Raw genomic sequence first — 22,627 nt, forward strand, 5'->3', positions numbered from 1 at the left:
GGGGAGATTTTGATAATAAGAGACATGATACATATTGGATGAATGATTTATTTTCATATTGAATAAAAGTAAGGGTGATAAATATACCCATCGCTAATTGATATAAAAAACACTTAGAAATATTCCATGTTTTTAAATGAAACGTGTAAATATATTTACTTAAAGATGTGGTATAGATCTTAAAAATGCGTAGTGCAATTAATGGTGTTTCAAAGTAAATGATGGGGCTTTGCTTTTATCTTTATGTTTTTAAAGTGGATTTTTTGATTTTCTTGGTGGTGGTAAGAAAAGGAAATTGTTCTGTTTTGATGATATTAATCAGATGTGGCGAATAAACATTAAAATAATATATAAAAAAGTGAAAATATAAATGTGAAATTTACGCCCATTCCCAATATATTCAATACTCAGAGAATAAAATAGAAATTTTTAGTTGGTACTGTCGTGTTAGTAAAAGACTGTCGTTATTGACCTACGACTTTATGAAATGATAAAAAATATAGGAATCGCTAAAAACATATAAGTAAACGCTTCTGCTTAGTTACCTCTGCTACAGCATTATTAATATTACAACTACAAAACCACTTTTTATTAATGTTAATTTTTTGAATTTTCACTTTGGATAGCATTGTCTGCTTTTAGTTCTAATAAGAGCAGTTTGTAAAGTCAGTATTAATAACAGGAAGGATAACTATAAATGAATAATAATTTAGAGCTAAAGCCTAAAAGGAAGATGGGCTTAGTATCATTAACCATGACAGGTATTGGCTCGATAATTGGTTCGGGGTGGCTTTTTGGCGCCTATCACGCGGCAAAAATTGCGGGACCTGCCTCACTCGTCTCATGGGTGATAGGCGGTATAGCTGTGTTGGTTGTCGCGTTGACATATACCGAGGTCGCAACCTTGTTCCCTAAATCTGGTGGTCCTGTTCGATTTTTAGAGCTGACTCATGGCTCCATTGTTGGCTATATGGCGGCTTGGGCTACTTGGCTTTCAATTGTGACCGTTATTCCTATTGAAGCTGAAGCCTCGGTACAGTACATGCATTCTTGGCAGTGGGAATGGGCTAAACCTATTACATCAACAATATTTAATGCTCAAACCCAAAGTTTGTCGTTCGTTGGGTTACTTATTGCGGCGGGATTAATGCTGATTTACTTTCTACTTAATTACTGGAGTGTCAGTTTATTTAGTAAATCTCAGACCAGTATTACGATCTTTAAAATAGCGATCCCAATTTTCAGTGTCGCTTCGATTGTCGCAGCTGGATTTCATCCGCAAAACTTTACCGCTGTTAATCATTCCTTTGCGCCCTATGGATGGGCTGGCTCACTAACGGCCGTAGCAACAGCAGGTATCGTTTTTGCTTATAATGGCTTTCAAAGCCCGATGCACTTTGCTGGAGAGTCTAAAAATCCCGGTAAAGATTTACCAAGAGCAATCATTCTGACGCTTATCATCGCTGTATTTTTGTATTTAGGGTTACAAGCCGCTTTCATTGGTGGTGTTGAACCATCGGAGCTTGCTGTAAAAGGTTGGAGTTTGGATTTCTCATCACCATTTGCTCAATTAGCGATAGCACTAAACCTTAACCTTGTTGTGATGTTGCTTTATGTTGATGCTTTTGTTTCTCCGTCTGGGACTGGTATTACCTATATGGGGACAACAACGCGGATGTTATTTGCGATGAGTGAGTATGGCCACCTACCAAAATCGTGGTCAAAATTACACCCTAAATATCATATTCCCCGTGCAGCATTGTGGGTGAATTTATTTGTCGGCTTTATTTTCTTATACCTATTCCGAGGCTGGGGACAATTAGCTGGGATTATTTCTGCGGCAACGGTTGTCACCTACATTGTAGGTCCGATGGCGGCGATGTCACTGAGAAAGCTTGCTCCAGATGCTGAACGTCCTGTTCGTTTAAAAGCGTTACAAATCATTGCACCATTAGGTTTTGCTATCTCATCTGAAGTGCTTTATTGGTCTCGTTGGCCGTTGACGGGCAAAGTGATCTTTATTCTACTGCTAGGGTTTGTGATTTATGCTTACTTTCAAAATAATCGCGGTTGGAAAAATATTAAACAACACATGAAGTCGAGTGCTTGGTTACTCGGTTATTTTGTCACTATGGTTGTACTTTCGTTTATTGGCAGTGATCAATTTGGTGGGATCAATATTATTCCATTTGGTTATGATATGGCTGTTGTTGCTGTAGTCAGTTTATTTTTCTTTTACTGGGGAGTTAATTCAGCGTGGTTAACACCAAAATTAGAGCATGAGTTAGCGCAATTGGAAGTGAAATCTGAGCCAGCAAAAGCACTATTGGTTAAGCACTCTATCTGATATTGCTGCGATAGCCCTCTATATTTAGACAGGTTATGAATATACTAAAAATAAAGGGTTAGAATCTTAATCTCTTGTAGTGTCCATGATACATTTAAAAAATAACTATTTTCATTTGAGGTTGTCATGGACGCGTTATCACTATTACTCAATCGTCGCTCTATTCCTAAACTTGTTGAACCTGCACCTGAAGGGGAAGCATTGGATAATATCTTTCGAGCGGGTCTGCGTGCCCCCGATCACGGTGGTTTAATGCCATGGCGTTTTATTGTTTCTCAAGGTGATGGATTACAACGTCTTGCTGATATTTTAGTTTCAGCGGCTAAAGCCGACGATCTCGAAGAGTTTGTAATTGAAAAAGCATCTAAGGCTCCATTTCGTGCACCCATGGTCATTACGGTTGTCAGTAAGGTAACAGAAGGGCATAAAGTCCCTGTGATTGAGCAACATTTATCAGCAGGTTGTGCGGTACAAGCGATGCAGATGGCGGCGGTAGCACAAGGCTTCTCTGGATTTTGGCGCACAGGTTCATGGGCTTATCATCCCGTAGTACGTGAAGCATTAGGCGTACAAGGTGAAGATATGATCGTGGGCTTTTTATATTTAGGTTCGGCGAATTGCCGTGAAGCTAAACTGCATGAGCGTGACTTAAACCAGTTCGTTGAATATCTTTAACGCTAAAGCATTTCAAAACTATATTTTAAAGAGGTGATACCTATTCGGTGAACAATACCGTGAGGGGTGTCACCTTTTTTAGCTCAGATTGATTGTTTTTAACGCTATTTTTGATTTATATCAATGGAAAAATAGCATGATATTCGCTCTAAAGATGACAGGTGTTAGGGGCAGGAGTAGAATCCCTGACTCTTTCCCTTTTTTGGAGCGTGTCATGGAAAATGTTCGCCTAACTCAATACAGTCACGGTGCCGGATGTGGTTGTAAAATTTCTCCCCAAGTTCTCGACACCATTTTACGCACCCAGTTAGCCCCATTCTCAGATCCTAACCTTTTGGTGGGTAATGAAAGTAAAGATGATGCTGCCGTTTATGATTTAGGTAATGGTACAGCAGTGATAAGTACTACCGACTTCTTCATGCCAATCGTTGACGACCCATTTGATTTCGGTCGTATTGCCGCAACGAATGCGATCAGTGATGTGTACGCGATGGGTGGTAAACCTATTATGGCGATTGCTATTTTAGGTTGGCCTGTCAATATCTTAGCCCCTGAAATTGCGCAACAAGTCATTGAAGGCGGTCGCTCTGTATGTCGTGAAGCAGGGATCTCACTTGCTGGCGGCCACTCTATTGATGCCCCTGAGCCAATTTTTGGTCTTGCTGTTACAGGTATTGTTGATACTGCTCGTGTGAAGCGTAATGACAGTGCTGAAGCAGGCTGTAAGCTGTATATCACTAAGCCATTGGGTATTGGTGTATTAACAACAGCAGAAAAGAAATCTAAGTTGGCTGATGAGCACCAAGGATTAGCACGCGATTGGATGTGCAAATTAAATAAACCGGGCGCAGATTTTGCTGACGTTGCGGGTGTTAAAGCCCTAACGGATGTCACAGGTTTTGGCTTAATGGGTCACTTAACAGAGATCTGTGAAGGCAGCAATTTAAAAGCAAAGCTGTGGTTTGATAAAGTGCCCACATTGCCTGGTGTGTATGAGTACATTGAGCAAGGTTGTGTACCAGGTGGTACTGAGCGTAACTTTATGAGTTATGGCGATAAACTTGGTGAAATGACCGATCAGCAAAAAGCAGTATTATGCGATCCACAAACATCGGGTGGCTTATTATTAGCAGCAACACCTGATTGTGAAGCTGAATTAATTGAAATTGCGAAAAAATACGACATTTTGCTGGAAGCGATTGGTGAGTTAGAGCCGATGGATGGCGATATCTTAATCGAGGTTTGCTAATGCAACGTCCCAATTGCGAAGATTTTCGCAGTCTGTTTGTTAATGATACACCGTTAATGGATATGCGTGCGCCGGTTGAGTTTACTCAAGGCGCATTTCCTACTTCTGTTAGTCGTCCTTTGATGACGGATGATGAACGTGCAGCAGTAGGTACATGTTATAAAAATCAAGGCCAACAAGCAGCGATTAAACTGGGTCATGAATTAGTCCATGGCGAAGTAAAAGCAGCACGTGTTGCCCAGTGGAAAGCGTTTTGTGAAGCGAATCCTAGCGGGTATTTATATTGTTTTCGTGGTGGATTACGTTCACAAATTACCCAACAGTGGCTTAAAGAAGCGGGGATTGATTTTCCTTTTATTACTGGTGGTTATAAAGCGCTTCGCCGTTTTTTAATCGATACCATTGATGAAATCGCACAAAAGCCTACTGTGATTGTGGCGGGTAATACGGGGAATGGTAAAACCATTATGGTCAATGAGCTTACGAATGGTATTGATCTTGAAGGTGCAGCCCATCACCGTGGTTCATCATTTGGTCGGTTTGTTACCCCACAGCGTACGCAAATCGCTTTTGAAAACGATTTAGCGGTACAAATGCTAAAAAAACACGATCGTGGTGTGACACAGTTTATCTATGAAGATGAAAGTAAGAGTATTGGCTGCGTGATGGTGCCATTATCGCTTCAAGCTGCGATGAAACAAGCATCCATCGCCGTTATTGAAGATCCAATAGACGTGCGTTTAGGCCGTTTATTGGATGACTATGTGATCACCATGCAACGTGATTATGTAGCCCACTACGGTGAAGAGCAAGGCTGGATCTTGTTTGAAGAATACCTTGAAAAAGGCATGTTTAATATTCGTAAGCGTTTAGGTCTAGAGCGTCATCAAGAAATACTCGATGCGCAGAAACATGCGATTAACGTGATGCAATCAACGGGATCTGTGTCAGATCATGATGGCTGGTTAGTGCCTTTACTTGAACAATATTATGATCCAATGTACACCTATCAGTTAAGTAAAAAGGCAGAACGTATTGTTTTTCGTGGTGATTATCAAACAGTAAAAGCGTGGTTTGAAGCGCAATCATAATGTGATTGAGAACATGAAATAGAAGCTGATCAGTTAATGCCATCATTAACGATCAGCTTTTTTAATATCTATGAAGAAGACGTGGTTGGAATAAGATCTTTATTTGAGTTTATTAGGTCTAATAAGCGTTGGATGTATTGATGCCCAATTTGCGAATATTCGAGTAAGCCATGAACTAATGCTTGTGCGGTGATCGGTTTATTATCCTGTTGCAGTTTTGCACGAATATTACGCAGTTCACTATAAGCATCATTAGTATTGATGTTATTAAAATAAGATTCTACTGCTGCATGGATAGAAGGAAAACTTTTCACTTCATGATAATGTTCAAGATCAATATCTAATGGCGGAATACCGCACCCTTCGGTAAAGCACCATTCGCCAAAATAACTATTTCCTTTTTCAGCAAAGCGTGATGTTCCCCATGATGATTCTAATGCGGCCTGTGCGAGGACTAATTGTGTAGGTATAACATTAACGCGCTTTAATAATTCTGTTAGCCATTGCTGGGTAATTGTTTTTTTTGGTAATGGCAGATCATATTGCTGACTAAGCGTTGTAATCAAGTCGTTATCTAAATCTATCTTGGCTGGATCTTTACTCAGGAGTTCTAGTTGTTGACGATCTTCTAAGATCTGGTGATTAGTTTCTTCAACAAACGGATATAGATAGTCAAAGAAGGCTTTCTTTTTTTCGTCAATGTTGAGGAAGGCACCAAAGTTTGGTTTATCGGGATGGCTGAAATCATTATGTTCAATAAAATCATGCAATGAGTCTCTCCCAACCCAGAGCAAGCCAAGTAGCAATACAACAGCGAATACGGGGGTCAATGTTTTTAAATTAAGCATTTATCTCTCTTATGAATCGACTGTTCAGTATTGATTAAGACGCATTTTATCACATCTAAGAAACAAAATTAGGCGTTGCCAACTGGTTTTATATCCAGTATTTCTTGCTGCACTGCGCTGTTTTAGGTACAGTTTCAGCATTATTCACTGTCATATAAAGATTTTGATGAGCCGTTTATATATTGCAGAAAAGCCAAGTTTAGGTCGGGCGATTGCCGCAGTGCTTCCTCGACCTCATAAAAATAATAATGGTTATATCGAAGTCGGTAATGGCGATATTGTTACGTGGTGTATTGGACATCTACTTGAACAAGTCGAGCCTGATGCTTATAACGAGCGCTATAAAAAGTGGAATTTAAATGATTTACCCATCATTCCTGAAAAATGGCAGCTTATTCCACGTAAAGCGGCGAAACAGCAATTAGCGGTAATTAAAAAGTTAGCTAAATCGGCTTCAGAAATTGTCCATGCTGGCGATCCTGATCGTGAAGGGCAATTGCTGGTGGATGAGGTGATAGATTACGCTAAATTACCTACGACAAAGAAAAAGACCGCATTACGGTTACTTATTTCTGATCTTAACCCAGCCGCAGTTAAAAAAGCGTTATCTTCTATGCGCAGTAATCATGATTTTGTACCATTGTCGGTATCAGCCTTAGCTCGCTCTAGGGCTGATTGGCTTTATGGTATGAACATGACTCGAGCTTATACTTTACTTGGGCAAAAAGGGGGGTATCGGGGGGTATTGTCTGTTGGGCGAGTACAAACACCGATTTTAGGTTTAGTGGTGCGTCGTGATGATGAGATCGCTAATTTTATTCCTAAGCCTTTTTATGATGTGTTTGCACTTATTCCTTATGCAGAGCAAGAGATTCAGGCGCGATGGCTACCAAGTAAAGCTTGCGAGCCTTATCAAGATGAAGAGGGAAGAATACTCAGTCGGCAGCTTTGTGAAAATGTGGTGAGTCGTATAAAAGGACAAGCCGCGGAAGTCACCGAATCTGAGCGTAAAGAAACCAAGCAAGCGGCGCCTTTACCTTACTCTTTATCAGCATTACAAATTGATGCTGCTAAACGCTATGGTATGAGTGCGGCAGATGTTTTAAGTATCTGTCAGTCGTTATATGAAAAGCATAAAGTGATCACTTACCCACGTTCTGATAGTCGCTATTTACCTAACGATCATTTCAAGCAAGCTGGTGAGGTTTGTGGTGCTATTGCCAATACAGACAATAGCCTATCGAATGCGGTTTCTGGCGCAAATACAGCATTAAAGTCCAAAGCATGGAATGATAAAAAAGTGGATGCTCACCATGCAATTATCCCTACGCCAAAAGCGGTGAACCCACAAAGCTTAAGTTCCAGTGAAGCGAAGATCTATCAGCTAGTAGCAAGACAATATTTGATGCAATTTTACCCAGCAGCGATTTATGCGGAAGCGAAGTTAGTCTTTACTATCGCTAACGGGCAGTTTGTAGCAAAAGGACGTCAACTAATGGATGCGGGCTGGCGGGTATTATTAGGGCGAGATGATAAAGGTGATGATAACGATCTGGCTGATAAAGTGCCGCCGTTGACAAAAGGTACGGTATTAACTTGTCGAGATGGTGTAATAAAAGACAAAATGACGGAGCCACCCAAAGCGTTTACGGAAGCGACCTTATTGCAAGCAATGACGGGGATTGCTCGCTTTGTTTCTGATCCATCGTTAAAGAAAATTTTACGTGATACCGATGGTTTAGGCACTGAAGCGACACGTGCTGGGATTTTAGAAATTTTATTTAAGCGTCAGCTATTACATCGACAAGGTAAAACCATTCATGCAACCGAGGCAGGGAGAGGCTTGATTTATGCCTTGCCGAATGAAGCAACCTATCCTGATATGACAGCGCATTGGGAACATCAACTACAGGATATGGCAGATAAAAAATATGCTTATCAACCCTTTATGGGCGCACTAGAGGTACAGATAACAGCCCTGATGGAAAAAGTAAAAGTCTCCGATATTCCACAAAGCTTACGCGATCTAAAGTCACCCGAATGGAGTAAGGGGGGAGCGAAGCGTCGATACTCAAAGAAAACGACAAGTGCAAAATCTTCATCTAATACTGCAGGTAAAACAACGCGAAAACGAAAGCTAAAAGAAAAATAGAAGATACAGAGGACACAAAGTGGTTACGTTATTGAGTCGCCACTTTGTATTGAAACTAGAGTAAGAGTCTGTAACAGTTTCGCCCTTCATCTTTTGCGCGGTACAAGGCCTTATCAGCAGTATTAAATAGCATTTTATAACTACTGCCTTGAGTCGGTACCATAGAGCTCACACCAATACTGAGGGTGACTATCGGATTTTTTTTCGTTTCTGACTCTTCATTCTGCGGGAAAGGCAATGCCATTTCATTCATTGTGGTTAAGATCTTTTTCGCAGAAAAAACAGCGGCTTTACTGTCTTGACCTGGAAGTAATAAAACAAACTCTTCACCACCGAAACGAGCAAATAACGCCCCTGCTCGTCTTTCAATATCAGCTAGCCCGTGAGCTATTTTCTTTAAGCAGAGGTCACCCGCGTCATGGCCTAAATGATCGTTATATTGCTTGAAGTGGTCAATATCCATGATTAATAAAGAAATAGGCAACTGATGTCTTTCAGCTCGACGCCATTCATCTGCAATCGATTTATCAAATACGCGACGATTAGCGATATTGGTTAATGGGTCAAGACGAGAAATTTTTTCCAGCATCTTATTAACGTTATTAAGCTCTTCAGTACGGGTAAGTACGCGCTTTTCGAGATCTCTATTGAGCCGTTTGAGACGATCTTCAGCCTGATGACGAACGAGATGCTGCGAAATGATAAACCCGTATTGTTTTAATAACTGGTGGTGATAAGTACGGAAAGGGCGACCTGTTAACAGATTATCGCAAGCAATCCAACCTATTGGGGTATCTTCATCCCATAAAGCAATATAGGCGCTCCAGCCAAAGCCAACCTGCTTTAAATCGTGATAAAGCGGGGTGTTTTCTTGAACGGCGAGGTATTCTTTTTCTTCAAGTGTTCGTGCGGCGTACCATTGTTCTGGGATCACTGACTCAAAATAATATTCATCAATAGTATTGCCCGCAATATCAGTACCATAGGTACCATGCATGCGGTATTCTTTATCAAATAGAAAGACTGCCATACGATCGATTTCGAGTTGTTTTTTTCCTTCATCAACGGCAATAAAGAGCATTTCTTTGATTGATTTTGTTCGCCATAGCATGAAAGAAATACTATGCATAGCTTGGAGTTGCTCAAGTAGTAGATCTTGTTCGTATTGGCTGTTTCTTAATTCTTGCTCTACATGTCGGCGAGAGCTATTTTCAGTTTTAATTGTTTGCGATAAAAGGTTGGCATCAATTTCAGTGGCAAGGAGTGTACACAATTGACTAAATGCCCCAATATCTACTTTCACGGCATGAGGAAAATCTATAATTAGCCAGCCGATACGTTGTTCACGACGTTGTAGTGGCAGCCACACTCGATGAAAATCAGAATTAGAAGTAGTGAAAGGTTGTGTGCTGTTTTGCCCTAAAAGTGATTGGTAAATATCGGCATGTGTTTCTTCTGAAATGACAACAGGTGGAAAACTATACTGGATACCGGCTTCATTCTGTTGCACGAGAGACTGCCAATGTCCTTTATAAGCCACAATAAGCTGGCAATGATGGACGTTAAAAAACTCCATAAGATTACGGCAAGTTAGTTCACATATGGTACGTAAGCTATGCGCATTCCCCCATTGCTTTGTAATGTTTTGATAAAAAAGATCAACGTGCTTCTTCATTAAAGGATATATTCCAATTGAGCCTAATTCATTTTTAATATTATTTTTAATATTTATAACAGTTTATATTTTAACGATTCATTGATAAATAGGCGCGATATAACCCACAAAATTGTACTGTTATTGAAATTAAGCGTTAAAAATGCGATCAGATCGAGGCTTAAACTGTCTTTTTATTTAGACATGAAAAAGTGATTTTCACCACTATACTTATGTGAAATGCAATTATATTTATAGTGAATAATTGTGAAGTGTAAACAATATTAGGTGAGTGTTAATAATGAAGTCTTACCCACTTTTCTTTTATGTTTGTTTATATTTTATATTAACGGGATGCACGACAAGTCGTCATCAACAGCTTTCTGAGTTAGGTTTTACACGCCCTTATCTTGATGGTTATCAAGATGGGTGTCACAGCAGAAAGCTTGATGAAATGATGCATAGAGAGGGGTTTAGACGTGATCCTGAACGAATGGCAAAGCAAGGTAAGTATTTTAATGGTTGGCAAGATGGATTTAACCATTGTTATAGTGATGCAAGGGATGATTACCACTGATAAATAAAAAGCAGCGATTAATTAACGCTGCTTCTTATTTTAGTTTACGATAAATAATTACTTGTCATTATCTTGATTACGGTTCGGTTCATAGAAACGTTTTAATTCATTCATGACCTGCATTAGTGTTGAAAGCTTTGGTTTGCCTTCGTCTTCTAATTGGTAATTTTTATCGTAGACATTGTAATTACCATATTTATCAACCACGGTTGTTTGTTTATTTTGAACAACGACAATATCAGAATCATCTCCAGCTAATAACCAACGACGAGTATTATTGTTATCAAATAAACTCACACCTGAACTGTAATTTGAGCTCGCTGAAGCGACATTAAGTAATGATTCCATCAGTGTCGGTACCAGATCTAAATTACTGGTTAAGCGTGTCACTTCTTGCGCAGAATGATCTGGCCAGTGAATGATCAGCGGTACTTTTATTTGGTATTGGCTGTAGTTACTGCCAGAGCCCCAAGTGTTGTTACCTGTCTCATTAAATTCAGTGCCGTGGTTAGAGGCAATCACCACGATGGTATTTGCCATATCACCTTTTGCTTCTAACTGAGCAAACACTCGTCCGAGCATTTCATCAATATGATACGCCGCATTACGGTAACTATTTTTGAGCAGCAATGTGGAATCGACCCCTTTTTCATTAATGGCATTGCTGCCTAATGACGGAGTGAAGCGAGGTTTATAATGTTCACCTTCTTTAAACTGTTGAACAGAGGTCAATTCAAGGAAGCTAAACCATGGTTGATTTTGTTTTTGTTTATTTAACCAATGATCCCAATCTTTTATTGCATGAGAATCACTTTCAATGTCATGAGAGTGTCGTGAATCTGTTACTGCCAGTTTAGCATTGGCAAAAATAGCTTCACGATAAATCGGTAAATCAAAATTCTCGCCACTGAATAAACCAAAATGATAACCGCGTTCTTGAAGAGTATTGAGTAATACCGGTGATTTTTTCTCAGCGCGAATACTATTGATATAGCCACTTGGTAAGCCATATAGCAGGCCAAATACGCCAGTCGAATTGCTATTACTTGAACTGTAGTTATTGGTGAAATTCAGATTGTTTTGAGCAAATGCCGTTAAGTTAGGCATAACCGTTGATGTCAACATATCACTGCGTAGACTATCAACCATAATGATCAGAAGATTTTGGTCTGTGCCTTGATCATTAAAACTTAACTTACTGATCGGATAGCGAACAAATTCACTGTTTTGCACGCCTTGCTCTGCACGACGTTTAGCATATTCTTGTCGATCTAATAAACCATGCTTTTCCATGAAGGTTTTTGCCGTCATCGGATAAGAAAATGGGAAATTAGAACGTTGCATCGTAACGGGACGGTATAAATTTGCATCCGCCCAGATGTAAATGAGATGGCTACCTAGAAAGCAAACCCCAAAAACAAGGGCGATAGGACCGCCAACATGTTTGCGGGTTAGCTTTCTAAGTTTGCGCCATACCCACTCTGAGCACATTAGCTCAAAGAGGAAGATGACTGGAACAACGACAAATAGATATTGCCAGCTGGCATTTAATTCTGTCTTATCGCCACTTAACAATAAATCCCATACCAATGGGCTTAAATGTAAATCTACTGTTTGATAAGCATAGGTATCAAGCAATAGGGCGGTTAAACCAACGGTGCTGACTAATACCCCAAATAAACGCATTAAACGTTGCGAGGGGATCAAAAAGCTTGCTGGAAATATAATGAGAATATAAATGCCAAAAACAAGAAAACCGAAATGACCAACCCAACTTAATAAAAGGTAAAGTTGCCCGATCAGCGTTGCTGGCCAGTCTGAATGTGTAATATATCGCGTACCCAATAGCATGGCTGCGATGATATTAAAGAAACTGAACCAATGTCCCCAGCTAATTAGCTGTGAGACTTTCTCTTTGTAGGTATTTCCGCTGGCGACCATAAATGTCAATTCTTCTCAGTCTTCAATGCAAGTTTAATATGACTATTAAACTTAGTCTTTTTTAATTGAGGTCTGCAGAGCTTTAGCAAATTTTTCTGCAATCACTGCGCGTTGAGCAGCCGGCACATTCGCGTTAATAATATTGGTTGCAATATCACCAACAACCATCAGTGCTAATTCTGGTGATGTTTTATGTTTTTCAAGTACATCGAACATGTCATCAATGATTTGTTCAACTTGTTTAGTGCTGTATTTTGAAGTAATTGGCATAAGAAATCTTGTTTAATGTTTACATAAGCGACTTATGATAACCTAGAGTTCACTTTTCTTGAAAACCTTTTCATTATGAGCCTAACACTTTCTAATGTCATTCTTCATCAATTGACAAAAAACGACCAAGATGAACTAGAAATACATCTAAGAAATCAGACTCTTGAGAACGATGCATCGACTGAAGATCTCGTGGCTGAACTCCATCGCATTTACAGCAGTAAGGGGGCGAAAGGTTTTGCACTTTTTGCTCAAGACAGTGAGTTTTCTCATTGGCTGAAGCAATTCCGTCAAGGCGAATTAGATTTCTTAACGTTTTCAGATATGGCGGTTAAGCGTTTACAAACAGAATTGGCTAAATATCCTTTTGCTGAAGCGGGTACGGTTGTGATGGCGGAATACCAGTCATTAGCAACAGATTACCTGTTTATTGGTATGTTACCGACCTGTCACAGTATGAAAGTAACGGAGCAATTAAGTATTAGTGCGACTGACTACCTTGATATTGCCAAAATGGATATTGTTGCGCGTATTGATCTGTCTTCATGGGAAACCGATCCTGAATCTAAGCGTTACTTAACGTTCGCGAAAGGGCGTGTGGGGCGAAAAATTGCAGACTTTTTCTTAGACTTTATGCAAGCAGATGTTGGTTTAGATGTGAAAGAGCAAAACCAAGTGCTGATGCAAGCTGTGGAAGATTTCTGTGCTGATTCACGTTTAGATAAAGAAGAAAAACAGCAATACCGTAAGCAGGTTTATGATTACTGTAATAGCCAACTGCAAGCGGGTGATGAAGTCGCGGTAAAAGAACTTGCAGGTGAATTACCGACCTCAGACGACGGTACAAACTTTTATGAATTCACGTCAAAGCAAGGTTATGAGTTAGAAGAAAGCTTTCCTGCCGATCGCACAGCAATGCGTAAACTTACGAAATTTGTTGGCTCTGGCGGTGGTATGACGCTTAATTTCGACAGTATGTTGTTGGGTGAGCGTATTTTCTATGATCCAGAAACAGATACGTTAACCATTAAAGGCACACCGCCGAATTTAAAAGATCAGCTATTACGTCGTTTAAACTCGGATAATTAATCTTTATAAGCGATATCGGCCATACCATTCTCTTTTTCGTTGAAAGTATGGCCGATGTTGAACATGTTACTCTGTTCTCTATTTACTTATCGTAATACTCAAAAACACGTCTTAATTTCTTCTCACGTTTGATTATTTTCTTTAGCCTCAGCATGGCATTGAAGCGTCAAAATTATGGCGCTTTGTTTTTATATAACTCGTTCTATAAAAAAGCAATTTGCAGTAGATCTCTAAATTCGGATAAATGTTAATTATTTTTATTGTTTCATTTAACAATTTGTAAAATTTAGCTATATTTTATTAATATTTTTATCAGGAGTTTATGGATGAAACTTACGATATCAAGGAAGTTACAACTGAGCTTTGCCTTATTGGCATTGCTTTTTATTGTTTCTTCGGTATTTACCTATCGCAATATATCGACGGTTGAACAATATGCATCTTCTTTGCTGACTTCTGATATACCGACCGTCGATACGAGCCGAGGTATACAGCAATCGGTACAAGCATCGCTATCTTCTATCCGTGCTTATATGTTATTGGGAGGTGATGATCAGCATAGCCAACAATTGAATAAGGATGTTCACAAGACGATTGCTTCTATTGATGAGTCTTTGCCAACGCTTCAAACGTTGATTTCAGCACAAAAGTTCAACACCATTCAAGAACAATGGCAATCTGTTAAAAAATCATTGAATCAATTGCTTGTTTTAAGCCATAGCCGTGAAAATTTACCCGCCCATAACCTTTTCATTAATGAAGCGGCACCTATTGCTGAGGTCGCATTAGATCAGATCCAAAGTTTGATTAATGAAGAGTCCAGTAACCCGTTTGGCGGTGAGAGAAAAAGACTCTTTAAGGTTTATGCTGACAGTTATGTATCACTAGCAAATGCATTGGCTTCACTTCGCGATTTTTTGTTATACGGACAACAAGAGTACTTAGATAAGTATCGAGATCTCATTGAGTCACATAAAAAATCAGTGGCTGAAATTGATAAAAAGTTAGATCGATTAACGGAAGAGCATGCATCCCTATGGGCGCTTTTTAAAGAGATGCAGCAACTTTACTTTCCTTTAGCGGAGAATGTAATAGCCCTTCGCCTTTCACCAGAATGGAATAAATCAAATCAACTCATGGCAAATGAGCTGTTACCTTCAGCCGTAGCCCTTGAGCAGAGTTTAGAAACGGTAGTGCAAGCACAGCAACAACGTGCAGATCAAAGCGGGCAAGGAATTAATCAATCAATTCAAAATGTACTAACGACTATGTGTATTGCCATTGTATTAATTGTTAGTTCGGCAATTGCTATCTCAAAGTATATGGGAAATACCATTGGTCGCCGTATTTCATTACTGTCTGAGAGAGCAAAGACGATTGCTTTTGGTGATGTATCTCAACCTCCTCTTAAAGTCGTTGGGAATGATGAGTTGGCCGTTTTAACTGAGTCAATAAATAGAATGAATGCTTCACTGTCAGAAATTGTTTCTGGTGTTACTGATAAAGCTCAACAAGTTGATGTAAGCATGGAAGAGTTGCTGACTTCTGCACATGTCACATCATCGAATGTGGTGCACCAACAAGCGAGCATTGAGCAGATGGGAAACCAACTAGAAGAAATCGCTTCTGCCACAGACAATACGTTAGAACAGGTTACGTTATCGGTACAAAAGTTGTCAGATTCCAAAGGAGAAATTGAGTTAGGGCGTGATGCACTTGAGCAAAATAAAATTACAATGGAAACCTTGCACAACAATATTGCTACGGCGAGCACTCAGGTAACGCGATTAAGTAAAGAAAGTGAAGCGATTGGCCGGGTGACGGAAGTGATTGAAGGCTTAGCTGAGCAGACGAATTTACTCGCACTTAATGCCGCTATTGAAGCTGCAAGAGCTGGAGATCAAGGCAGAGGTTTTGCTGTGGTAGCAGACGAAGTTCGAATGTTAGCAACCAGAACAACCCAATCGACGACAGAGATTAACGATATCATTAATGCGATTCGACACTCTACAAACGCTGTGGTTGAAGAAATTGATAGTAGCCAATCTCTTGCCGATCAAGGCGCGGAACATATTGAAAAAGCAGTGTCACGGTTACTTTCGACCACAAAAAAAATTAGCCAATTAAATGGTCAAATGGAAGAGCTTGCCGCAGCCGCAGAGCAGCAATCACATGCAACAAATTCAATTACCGTACTCATGGCAGATATTACTGATTCTGTAAATCAGGTATCCAATCATAGTCAAAGTGCAGCAGAAACGTCTTCTAAGGTAAAAGAACAAGTTACTGAACTTAATCATCAAATGGCAACATTTGTCACCCACTAAGTCGCTGATGATGATAACTGATTTAACAAGACTATCTTTATGATGGTCTTGTTAGTTCTTCTTTACTGATTGAAATTGAACAAGTAAATCGCTTAGCTCATTTAAAGCTAATGACGCTGCATCACTAAACGCTAACGCCTTACCATGATGGACCAAGCAAGACGGCATCCTAGCGTTATAAGCTGCTTGCAAGTCATAAAAATAATCACCAACGTAAAGTATTTCATTACTCATCAGTCCCCAATCCTTTGCTAATGATTCTAAAGAGGCTGGATTGGGTTTCGGTGGAAAACATTCGCGGGTAATTACACGTTCAACACTGATTTGATTCTGAATGAGTTTTCTGTGGGTTGCAGCCAAGCAGTTTCTGGTAATGATTGCTGTTTTAATCTTATTTGTTTGCAAATATATCAGTAGTTCATGGCAGCCAATCATGGGAAAAGAGCTTTCTGCATCAGAAAGCTCATGTTCAAAAACAATATTATTGGCATGCATCTTTTGATCAGCGTTAAGCGTTTCAATATAACTTAATAAATCGATATCTTGAGGACAGCCTAGTTGTTTGCGTAACTGAGAAAAGTTTATGTTTGAAGTAACCAAGGTGTTATCTAAATCAAAAATAACAGCTTTGATTGTTTTTAAATCGAGAGAAAATGGAATCATAGAATCCTCAACAATATTGATTAGCAACAAAGGTGATAAATGATTAAGAGGTATTACTTTAAGCGATGTACTTTTCCGTCAACAGACATAAAAATTGGAGTATAACTCCAGTTTAAGTATTTATGAAAATGCGTAGAAGGTCATTTTCACATTCAGTTCTTTTTTTGAACAATGTATTAAAGTATGTCTTTTAATCAATTTTTTGGCTCGTATTTCGATATTTGCTTATAAATTTACGATTTCTTGAAAAAATTGATCTTTATCATTGGATCTTTATGGCCCCAGTGGATAATAACGCCACTATGATAGTTCAAAACAATCATTCAGTTCGATCGCAACGTGAACTGAACGCAGTGAAAGCGATGATTCGCCTATATTGTAAAACGTTGCACCGTGGGGCAATTATTTGTCCTGAATGTGAAAGTCTTATCGAGTATGTTGAGGAGCGCGTAACAGGTTGTCGACTAGGTGATGATAAGCCAAGTTGTTCGCATTGTATTGGGCATTGCTACCAATCTGCCAAACGATTACAAATGATCCATGTGTTACGTTGGACATTTCCACGTTACTTATGGCGTCATCCAATTAGGGCTATACAATTTAAATTAGACAATTTACATAGTGCCCAGATATCAGCAGGAAAGGCCGAGATATTCACAAAAACGGGCTAAATCAGGAGTGGTTTAGCAAAGAAAACTTGAACGGGTTGTGTTGTTCTCTACGGGTGGAGTTAGCTACATCCAAAGAGAACAAAAGGCTGCATTGATGCAGCCTTTTGTTGTTTTTACGCTGCTAACTTTTCTAAAATACGTTGTAATAAACGGATACGCGGCTCAATCGAAGTGAGATCTAGCCATTCATCAGCACTGTGGAAACCTGCACCAATAGGACCTAGACCATCTAATGTTGGAACACCTAACACTGCAGTTAGGTTTGCATCAGATCCACCACCGACGGCTTGCCATGTAATATCAATACCCAAGTCTTTACCGATCGCTTCAACTTGTGCCATTAATCGCTCTGTTTGTGGGCTTGGCACCATCGATGGTTTATGCGCTTCACGCTCAGCAATAACTGTGATGTTCGGAGTAAAAGGAGTATCACACAGTGCACGAATTTTCTGATCTGCGGCTGCATACTCATCGTTGTCCCAGAAACGTACATCAACAATCGCTTCAGCAAAATCAGCCACAATATTGGCACCAGCTCCCCCTTTAACTACACTCACATTAAAAGTAGTACCAGAAACGAAATTGGTTAGCTCATTGATCGCAATGATCCAGTGTGCCATCTCACTGATTGCACTACGGCCATTTTCAGGTTCATTTCCTGCATGTGCTGCTTTACCATGGAAGCTTAAGCGATAGCGTGCCATACCTTTACGGGCTTTAACTAAAGAGCCGTCAGCGCGAGCCGCTTCAGCGACGAAAACATGCTTTGCATTAACGGCGACACTTTTAAGCCATGCTTCAGAATGTAATGAGCCAATTTCTTCATCTGGGTTCATGCATACACAGATAGAAAGTTTATCTAAGATCTGCTGATCTAAACCACGTAGTGCGTAAACAATATTTAATAACCCTGATTTCATATCAGAAACCCCGGGGCCATAAGCTTTTGTTTCATCGGTTGTCATTGGGCGAGCAGCTGCTGTACCAACAGGAAATACGGTATCCATGTGGCCGATCAGCATGGCATCAATATGGTCGGCTTCAGGTTTGTTACGAATTTCTAGGCCAGTTCCTGCAATACCACAATCGACACGTTTAATGTGCCATCCCAGATCTTGGTATTTTGTTGCCATGGTCTCAGCAATAGCATTAATACCGTCAACGGTTAGCGTACCGCAGTCAATATTGATTAAAGGACGAAGTTCTTCTAAGTAAGCATCAAGAGAAAAAGACATATAAAGCTCCAAATAAGGGCTGTGTAATGATCAATAGGTGAAGAATAAAAGCAAATATGCAGCGCTATTATGAAAAGTTCATGCAATGAAAAGGCTTGCCGTGAAAGGGCCCACGGCAAGTTAAATATTCACACTAAGATATTCATCACAAACATAGCAGCGAAGGCATTTAGCACTGAAATTGCAATCATAACTGGGATATAACGACCTTCAGTACCAATAGGCCCCATGATACGTCCCATGTATTGAACTTGTGACCCCATGAGGTAGATAGCAGGCGCCATAATGACAAGATCTAAATCCGTTACGTCACGATGCGCTATTAAGGAAAAAGGTATGAGTATGTACCTGTTTATGCACGGTTTTAGTGAATAAAGACAATGACTACACGCAGCGGTGGGAACTCGAGGTTATTATTGATTTTTTTGTAACGGAAGGAAGGGTTGAACGACGAAATGAGTAATAGGTATAGAAACAAATAAGCCCCATTATATTGGCTAATATAATGGGGCTTATTCTTTATGCTTAATAAATATTATGAAGTTAACTGTTTAACAGCAAGTGCTTCTTCTTCATCATCTTGTGCTAATTGGGCTTCTGATGCTGGTGGACAGCGATCCACAAACCACCCCATGAATGAACAGACAATGGTTACGATAATACAAACGAAGCTTAACCACATAAATGGTGCGTATGAGAACGTAGCAACACCTAAAATGCTTGCCATATAAATACCGTTATCACTCCACGGCACCATACCTGAGGTCAACGTACCACCAAACTCAGCGTTACGAGAAAGGTTCTTACGTTGGTAGCCTAGACGGTCGTAATTTTTTGCACAAATTTTAGGTGTAAGGATCAGCGAAACATACATCGCAGAACCAAATACGTTACCTAGAAAAGCAGTAGCAATAGTGGAAACGGATAGGCTACCTGCGGAATTTACGCGTTTTTCAAAAAGACGGGCAATAGTTTGCAGTACACCGACCTTATCTAATAGACCACCAAAACCAAGACCGAAGATGATCACGGCGACTGAGCCAAGCATTGACGACATACCACCACGGTTTAGGATCGCATCAATAAACTCAACACCAGAGCTAATAGAAAATGGTGCCCATGCAGTATTAAAGGCAACTAAAGGATCCATACCTTGGATCATCACTGCCCAAATAATACCCAATAGAGAACCTAGTGTAATAACAGGGAATGATGGTAAGCGTAAAGCCAGTAACACCAAGACAATAGCCACAGGAATAAAAGACAATGGTGAGATAACAAATTGCTTATCCATTGCTTGAATCACTGAATCAACTTGCGTCATATCTACATTGCCTGAGTAGTGGTAACCCACAACAGTAAATAGAATGGCCGTGATCACGTAACTGATCAGTGAGATAGGCAGCATACCTTTGATATGTTCCATGATTTCAACGTTAGACATAGAAGATGCCAAGATCACAGAATCTGATAGTGGTGACATTTTATCGCCGAAGTAACAGCCAGAAAGAACAGCACCAGCAGTCATCGGAGCGGGAATACCTAAACCTTGGCCAATCCCCATCATAGCGATACCTGCCGTACCTGCTGCACCCCAAGAAGTACCGGTTGCTAACGCTGTTAATGAACAAATGATCATTGTTGCTAACAAGAAAATGGATGGGTGGATGGCTTTTAGACCGTAGTAAATAATGGTTGGAACAATACCACCTGCAATCCAAGTACCCACAAGCGCACCAACCGCAAGCAGAATTAATACGGCACCGAGACCATTAGCAATACCTTTTGTGGCGGCTTTTTCTAATGATTTGTAATCATGGCCTAGTTTTATACCTAACCCAATGATAATGAACCAGCCGATGTAGAGTGCTAGTTGAATAGGTAAATTTAACTTAGCGGTAAATGAGAATGCTAGTGCAAGGAAAATACCGAGAGCAACAAGAACTTGCATCAACGAGGGTAGTTTCACGACAGTCTGTTTTTCCATACTTCTAACCTTGTTTATCGTACCTGTAAATGAGCTGCTAGCCCAAAGTCAGTAATGAATATTTCTATACTGGTTAATAAATCACATGCATCACAGCTTGTAACAAACTTCGGCTACTGTAGCAGCTAGCCTTAAAACCGCGATAAATAATGTTTCTATATGTGACCTGAGTCTTTTGCTTTAAAAGATGAGCAAAAGTGCTGCTTTTTTGTGTTTATTTTGTTAAATAATGGTTTTTATTTTGTGTTTTTATATTGGTTTTATTATTCTGGTTATTTATTTCAAAACATAAAGATAATGTTTAAATTAGTTTAAAAAACCAAAATACATTCATTTTATAAATAATATATCCAATAAAGTTAGGTTAGAGAGATTATCAGGATAGCCGGGGGTTTTCAAAGATATGTATTTAATTGAATTATATGGTCTTGAATGTTTAATTTCATATTTAGAGTTAAAAACATACATTAAGTACTAGTTTTTAAGCCTTTTTGCTGTTTTATTCTTCTTTGCTGTTGCATTTTTGAACTTATAAAAATAACTAATACCAGTAATAAGAAATTCAAATATCGATAAATTAACAAAGATTGTTACTCTTTTTTGCGATAGTATTTTGAAGTGGATATTAAAATTATGCTTGTTTTTAAGCCTTTAAATCTCTATAGATGGAAACAGCAGCCGTTAAATTACGACAGGGAGTGTAGTAGCAAATGATGAAAGTAGGTTTAGTTGGTTGGCGTGGTATGGTCGGTTCTGTACTGATGCAACGTATGGTCGAAGAGGGTGATTTTAAACTAATTGACCCTGTATTCTATTCAACCTCTCAGATTGGTATTCCAGCGCCTAATTTAGGTAAAGATGCAGGCATGCTGCAAGATGCCTTTGATTTAGAAAGCTTAAAAAAACTTGATGCCATTATTACCTGTCAAGGTGGTGGCTACACTGAAAAAGTGTACCCAGCGTTACGTCAAGCAGGCTGGAAAGGTTACTGGATTGATGCGGCATCAACATTACGTATGAAGCCAGAATCAATTATTACACTTGATCCTGTTAACTTTGATCAAATTCAGCAAGGTATTCACAATGGTACCAATACGTATGTTGGTGGTAACTGTACAGTTAGCTTAATGCTGATGGCTGTCGGTGGCCTATATAAGGCAGGACTTGTTGAGTGGATGACGTCACAAACATATCAAGCAGCTTCTGGTGCGGGTGCTAAGAACATGCGTGAGTTGATCAGCCAAATGGGTGTGATTAACGATTCAGTGACAAGCGAGCTCGCGAATCCATCAACATCGATTCTTGATATTGACCGTAAAGTGGCAGATACCTTACGTTCAAGCGATTTCCCATCACAAGAGTTTGGTGCGCCATTAGCCGGTTCTTTGATCCCTTGGATCGATGTGAAGCGTGAAAATGGTCAAAGCAAAGAAGAATGGAAAGCGTCTGTTGAAACGAACAAAATTCTTGGTTTAGAGGATTCTCCAATCCCAATTGATGGTACTTGTGTACGTATTGGTGCGATGCGCTGTCACAGCCAAGCACTAACATTAAAGCTGAAGAAAAATGTACCGCTAGATGAAATCGAAGAAATGATTGCATCACATAATGATTGGGTAAAAGTTATCCCGAATGATCGTGATGTAACAGTGCAAGAGTTAAGCCCTGCTAAAGTAACGGGTACACTATCGGTACCGGTTGGTCGTCTTCGTAAACTTGCGATGGGTGATGATTACCTGAACGCCTTTACTGTTGGTGATCAGCTACTATGGGGTGCTGCTGAGCCACTTCGTCGTACACTGCGTATTATCCTTTCTGAAAAAGCATAATATTCGTTAGTTGAAAATAAAA

Annotated in this window: 18 protein-coding genes; 10 read left to right on the top strand and 8 right to left on the bottom strand. The window is 39.7% G+C overall.

What is annotated here, in order from left to right:
- Window positions 1–697: 697 nt before the first annotated feature.
- The 4 genes from C9J42_RS19290 to mnmH all read left to right on the top strand — a co-directional run bounded on the left by C9J42_RS19290 (window position 698) and on the right by mnmH (window position 5,362).
- Window positions 698–2,347 (top strand): APC family permease, encoded by a 1,650-nt coding sequence (locus C9J42_RS19290; protein ID WP_107302242.1) that lies wholly within the window; start codon window positions 698–700, stop codon window positions 2,345–2,347.
- 126 nt (window positions 2,348–2,473) lie between these two features.
- On the top strand, window positions 2,474–3,022 hold the full coding sequence (locus C9J42_RS19295) for an NAD(P)H nitroreductase (protein WP_107206121.1): 549 nt from the start codon (window positions 2,474–2,476) through the stop codon (window positions 3,020–3,022).
- 214 nt (window positions 3,023–3,236) lie between these two features.
- Complete coding sequence (selD, locus tag C9J42_RS19300; protein ID WP_107259701.1) at window positions 3,237–4,271, top strand: selenide, water dikinase SelD; 1,035 nt, start codon at window positions 3,237–3,239, stop codon at window positions 4,269–4,271.
- Window positions 4,271–5,362 (top strand): tRNA 2-selenouridine(34) synthase MnmH, encoded by a 1,092-nt coding sequence (gene mnmH, locus C9J42_RS19305; RefSeq protein WP_107287156.1) that lies wholly within the window; start codon window positions 4,271–4,273, stop codon window positions 5,360–5,362. Before selD ends, mnmH begins: the two co-directional genes overlap by 1 nt.
- Before the next feature lie 68 nt (window positions 5,363–5,430).
- Here mnmH and C9J42_RS19310 read toward each other — a convergent pair whose 3' ends face one another.
- The gene (locus C9J42_RS19310) at window positions 5,431–6,210 is read right to left on the bottom strand and encodes a glucosaminidase domain-containing protein (protein ID WP_107206124.1); all 780 of its coding nucleotides are present in this window, start codon (window positions 6,208–6,210) and stop codon (window positions 5,431–5,433) included.
- Window positions 6,211–6,376: 166 nt separating this feature from the next.
- On the opposite strand from C9J42_RS19310, the gene C9J42_RS19315 reads away from it, so the two are divergent.
- A complete protein-coding gene (locus C9J42_RS19315; protein WP_107302243.1) occupies window positions 6,377–8,362 on the top strand; it encodes a DNA topoisomerase III in 1,986 nt (661 codons plus the stop codon).
- A gap of 55 nt (window positions 8,363–8,417) precedes the next feature.
- Here C9J42_RS19315 and C9J42_RS19320 read toward each other — a convergent pair whose 3' ends face one another.
- On the bottom strand, window positions 8,418–10,037 hold the full coding sequence (locus tag C9J42_RS19320; protein WP_107302244.1) for a GGDEF domain-containing protein: 1,620 nt from the start codon (window positions 10,035–10,037) through the stop codon (window positions 8,418–8,420).
- Window positions 10,038–10,317: 280 nt separating this feature from the next.
- Here C9J42_RS19320 and C9J42_RS19325 point away from each other — a divergent pair, with 280 nt between their 5' ends.
- Window positions 10,318–10,593, top strand: a complete 276-nt coding sequence (locus C9J42_RS19325; protein WP_107206127.1) for a hypothetical protein — start codon at window positions 10,318–10,320, stop codon at window positions 10,591–10,593.
- 57 nt (window positions 10,594–10,650) lie between these two features.
- Here C9J42_RS19325 and C9J42_RS19330 read toward each other — a convergent pair whose 3' ends face one another.
- Both C9J42_RS19330 and C9J42_RS19335 read right to left on the bottom strand, forming a co-directional pair.
- Window positions 10,651–12,534: a DUF3413 domain-containing protein gene (locus C9J42_RS19330; RefSeq protein WP_107206128.1), complete on the bottom strand. Its 1,884-nt coding sequence runs from the start codon at window positions 12,532–12,534 to the stop codon at window positions 10,651–10,653.
- A 51-nt stretch (window positions 12,535–12,585) separates the two neighbouring features.
- Window positions 12,586–12,804: a YejL family protein gene (locus C9J42_RS19335; protein ID WP_045083319.1), complete on the bottom strand. Its 219-nt coding sequence runs from the start codon at window positions 12,802–12,804 to the stop codon at window positions 12,586–12,588.
- Between the two features lie 75 nt (window positions 12,805–12,879).
- Here C9J42_RS19335 and yejK point away from each other — a divergent pair, with 75 nt between their 5' ends.
- Together yejK and C9J42_RS19345 are read left to right on the top strand one after the other, a co-directional pair.
- Window positions 12,880–13,893, top strand: a complete 1,014-nt coding sequence (yejK, locus tag C9J42_RS19340) for a nucleoid-associated protein YejK (RefSeq protein WP_107206129.1) — start codon at window positions 12,880–12,882, stop codon at window positions 13,891–13,893.
- 326 nt (window positions 13,894–14,219) lie between these two features.
- A complete protein-coding gene (locus C9J42_RS19345) occupies window positions 14,220–16,220 on the top strand; it encodes a methyl-accepting chemotaxis protein (protein ID WP_107287155.1) in 2,001 nt (666 codons plus the stop codon).
- 51 nt (window positions 16,221–16,271) lie between these two features.
- Here C9J42_RS19345 and C9J42_RS19350 read toward each other — a convergent pair whose 3' ends face one another.
- Window positions 16,272–16,883 (bottom strand): HAD family hydrolase, encoded by a 612-nt coding sequence (locus C9J42_RS19350; protein WP_107206131.1) that lies wholly within the window; start codon window positions 16,881–16,883, stop codon window positions 16,272–16,274.
- A 275-nt stretch (window positions 16,884–17,158) separates the two neighbouring features.
- Here C9J42_RS19350 and C9J42_RS19355 point away from each other — a divergent pair, with 275 nt between their 5' ends.
- Window positions 17,159–17,554, top strand: coding sequence for a nitrous oxide-stimulated promoter family protein (locus tag C9J42_RS19355; RefSeq protein WP_233217614.1), 396 nt, complete (start codon window positions 17,159–17,161; stop codon window positions 17,552–17,554).
- Window positions 17,555–17,667: 113 nt separating this feature from the next.
- On the opposite strand, the gene C9J42_RS19360 is transcribed toward C9J42_RS19355, so the two are convergent.
- The 3 genes from C9J42_RS19360 to nhaC form a co-directional block, all read right to left on the bottom strand.
- Window positions 17,668–18,789 (bottom strand): M20 family metallopeptidase, encoded by a 1,122-nt coding sequence (locus C9J42_RS19360; RefSeq protein ID WP_107206132.1) that lies wholly within the window; start codon window positions 18,787–18,789, stop codon window positions 17,668–17,670.
- A gap of 128 nt (window positions 18,790–18,917) precedes the next feature.
- Window positions 18,918–19,073, bottom strand: coding sequence for a hypothetical protein (locus C9J42_RS21545; RefSeq protein WP_158259266.1), 156 nt, complete (start codon window positions 19,071–19,073; stop codon window positions 18,918–18,920).
- A gap of 251 nt (window positions 19,074–19,324) precedes the next feature.
- Window positions 19,325–20,776 (bottom strand): Na+/H+ antiporter NhaC, encoded by a 1,452-nt coding sequence (nhaC, locus tag C9J42_RS19365; RefSeq protein ID WP_107206133.1) that lies wholly within the window; start codon window positions 20,774–20,776, stop codon window positions 19,325–19,327.
- Window positions 20,777–21,486: 710 nt separating this feature from the next.
- Here nhaC and asd point away from each other — a divergent pair.
- The gene (gene asd / locus C9J42_RS19370) at window positions 21,487–22,605 is read left to right on the top strand and encodes an aspartate-semialdehyde dehydrogenase (protein ID WP_158259666.1); all 1,119 of its coding nucleotides are present in this window, start codon (window positions 21,487–21,489) and stop codon (window positions 22,603–22,605) included.
- The last annotated feature ends 22 nt before the right edge of the window (window positions 22,606–22,627 follow it).

Origin of the sequence: Photobacterium sp. GB-56, assembly GCF_003026105.1 — a bacterium.
Lineage (GTDB): Bacteria > Pseudomonadota > Gammaproteobacteria > Enterobacterales > Vibrionaceae > Photobacterium.

What these genes read in the sequence shown, in the direction of transcription:
- C9J42_RS19330 (WP_107206128.1), bottom strand. Translation starts at nt 12,534, where the DNA reads ATGGTCGCCAGCGGAAATACCTACAAAGAGAAAGTCTCACAGCTAATT.
- mnmH (WP_107287156.1), top strand. Translation starts at nt 4,271, where the DNA reads ATGCAACGTCCCAATTGCGAAGATTTTCGCAGTCTGTTTGTTAATGAT.
- asd (WP_158259666.1), top strand. Translation starts at nt 21,487, where the DNA reads ATGATGAAAGTAGGTTTAGTTGGTTGGCGTGGTATGGTCGGTTCTGTA.
- C9J42_RS19360 (WP_107206132.1), bottom strand. Translation starts at nt 18,789, where the DNA reads ATGTCTTTTTCTCTTGATGCTTACTTAGAAGAACTTCGTCCTTTAATC.
- C9J42_RS19355 (WP_233217614.1), top strand. Translation starts at nt 17,159, where the DNA reads ATGGCCCCAGTGGATAATAACGCCACTATGATAGTTCAAAACAATCAT.
- C9J42_RS19295 (WP_107206121.1), top strand. Translation starts at nt 2,474, where the DNA reads ATGGACGCGTTATCACTATTACTCAATCGTCGCTCTATTCCTAAACTT.
- C9J42_RS19325 (WP_107206127.1), top strand. Translation starts at nt 10,318, where the DNA reads ATGAAGTCTTACCCACTTTTCTTTTATGTTTGTTTATATTTTATATTA.
- yejK (WP_107206129.1), top strand. Translation starts at nt 12,880, where the DNA reads ATGAGCCTAACACTTTCTAATGTCATTCTTCATCAATTGACAAAAAAC.
- C9J42_RS19335 (WP_045083319.1), bottom strand. Translation starts at nt 12,804, where the DNA reads ATGCCAATTACTTCAAAATACAGCACTAAACAAGTTGAACAAATCATT.
- C9J42_RS19310 (WP_107206124.1), bottom strand. Translation starts at nt 6,210, where the DNA reads ATGCTTAATTTAAAAACATTGACCCCCGTATTCGCTGTTGTATTGCTA.
- C9J42_RS19315 (WP_107302243.1), top strand. Translation starts at nt 6,377, where the DNA reads ATGAGCCGTTTATATATTGCAGAAAAGCCAAGTTTAGGTCGGGCGATT.
- C9J42_RS19345 (WP_107287155.1), top strand. Translation starts at nt 14,220, where the DNA reads ATGAAACTTACGATATCAAGGAAGTTACAACTGAGCTTTGCCTTATTG.
- C9J42_RS21545 (WP_158259266.1), bottom strand. Translation starts at nt 19,073, where the DNA reads ATGGCGCCTGCTATCTACCTCATGGGGTCACAAGTTCAATACATGGGA.
- C9J42_RS19320 (WP_107302244.1), bottom strand. Translation starts at nt 10,037, where the DNA reads ATGAAGAAGCACGTTGATCTTTTTTATCAAAACATTACAAAGCAATGG.
- selD (WP_107259701.1), top strand. Translation starts at nt 3,237, where the DNA reads ATGGAAAATGTTCGCCTAACTCAATACAGTCACGGTGCCGGATGTGGT.
- C9J42_RS19290 (WP_107302242.1), top strand. Translation starts at nt 698, where the DNA reads ATGAATAATAATTTAGAGCTAAAGCCTAAAAGGAAGATGGGCTTAGTA.
- nhaC (WP_107206133.1), bottom strand. Translation starts at nt 20,776, where the DNA reads ATGGAAAAACAGACTGTCGTGAAACTACCCTCGTTGATGCAAGTTCTT.
- C9J42_RS19350 (WP_107206131.1), bottom strand. Translation starts at nt 16,883, where the DNA reads ATGATTCCATTTTCTCTCGATTTAAAAACAATCAAAGCTGTTATTTTT.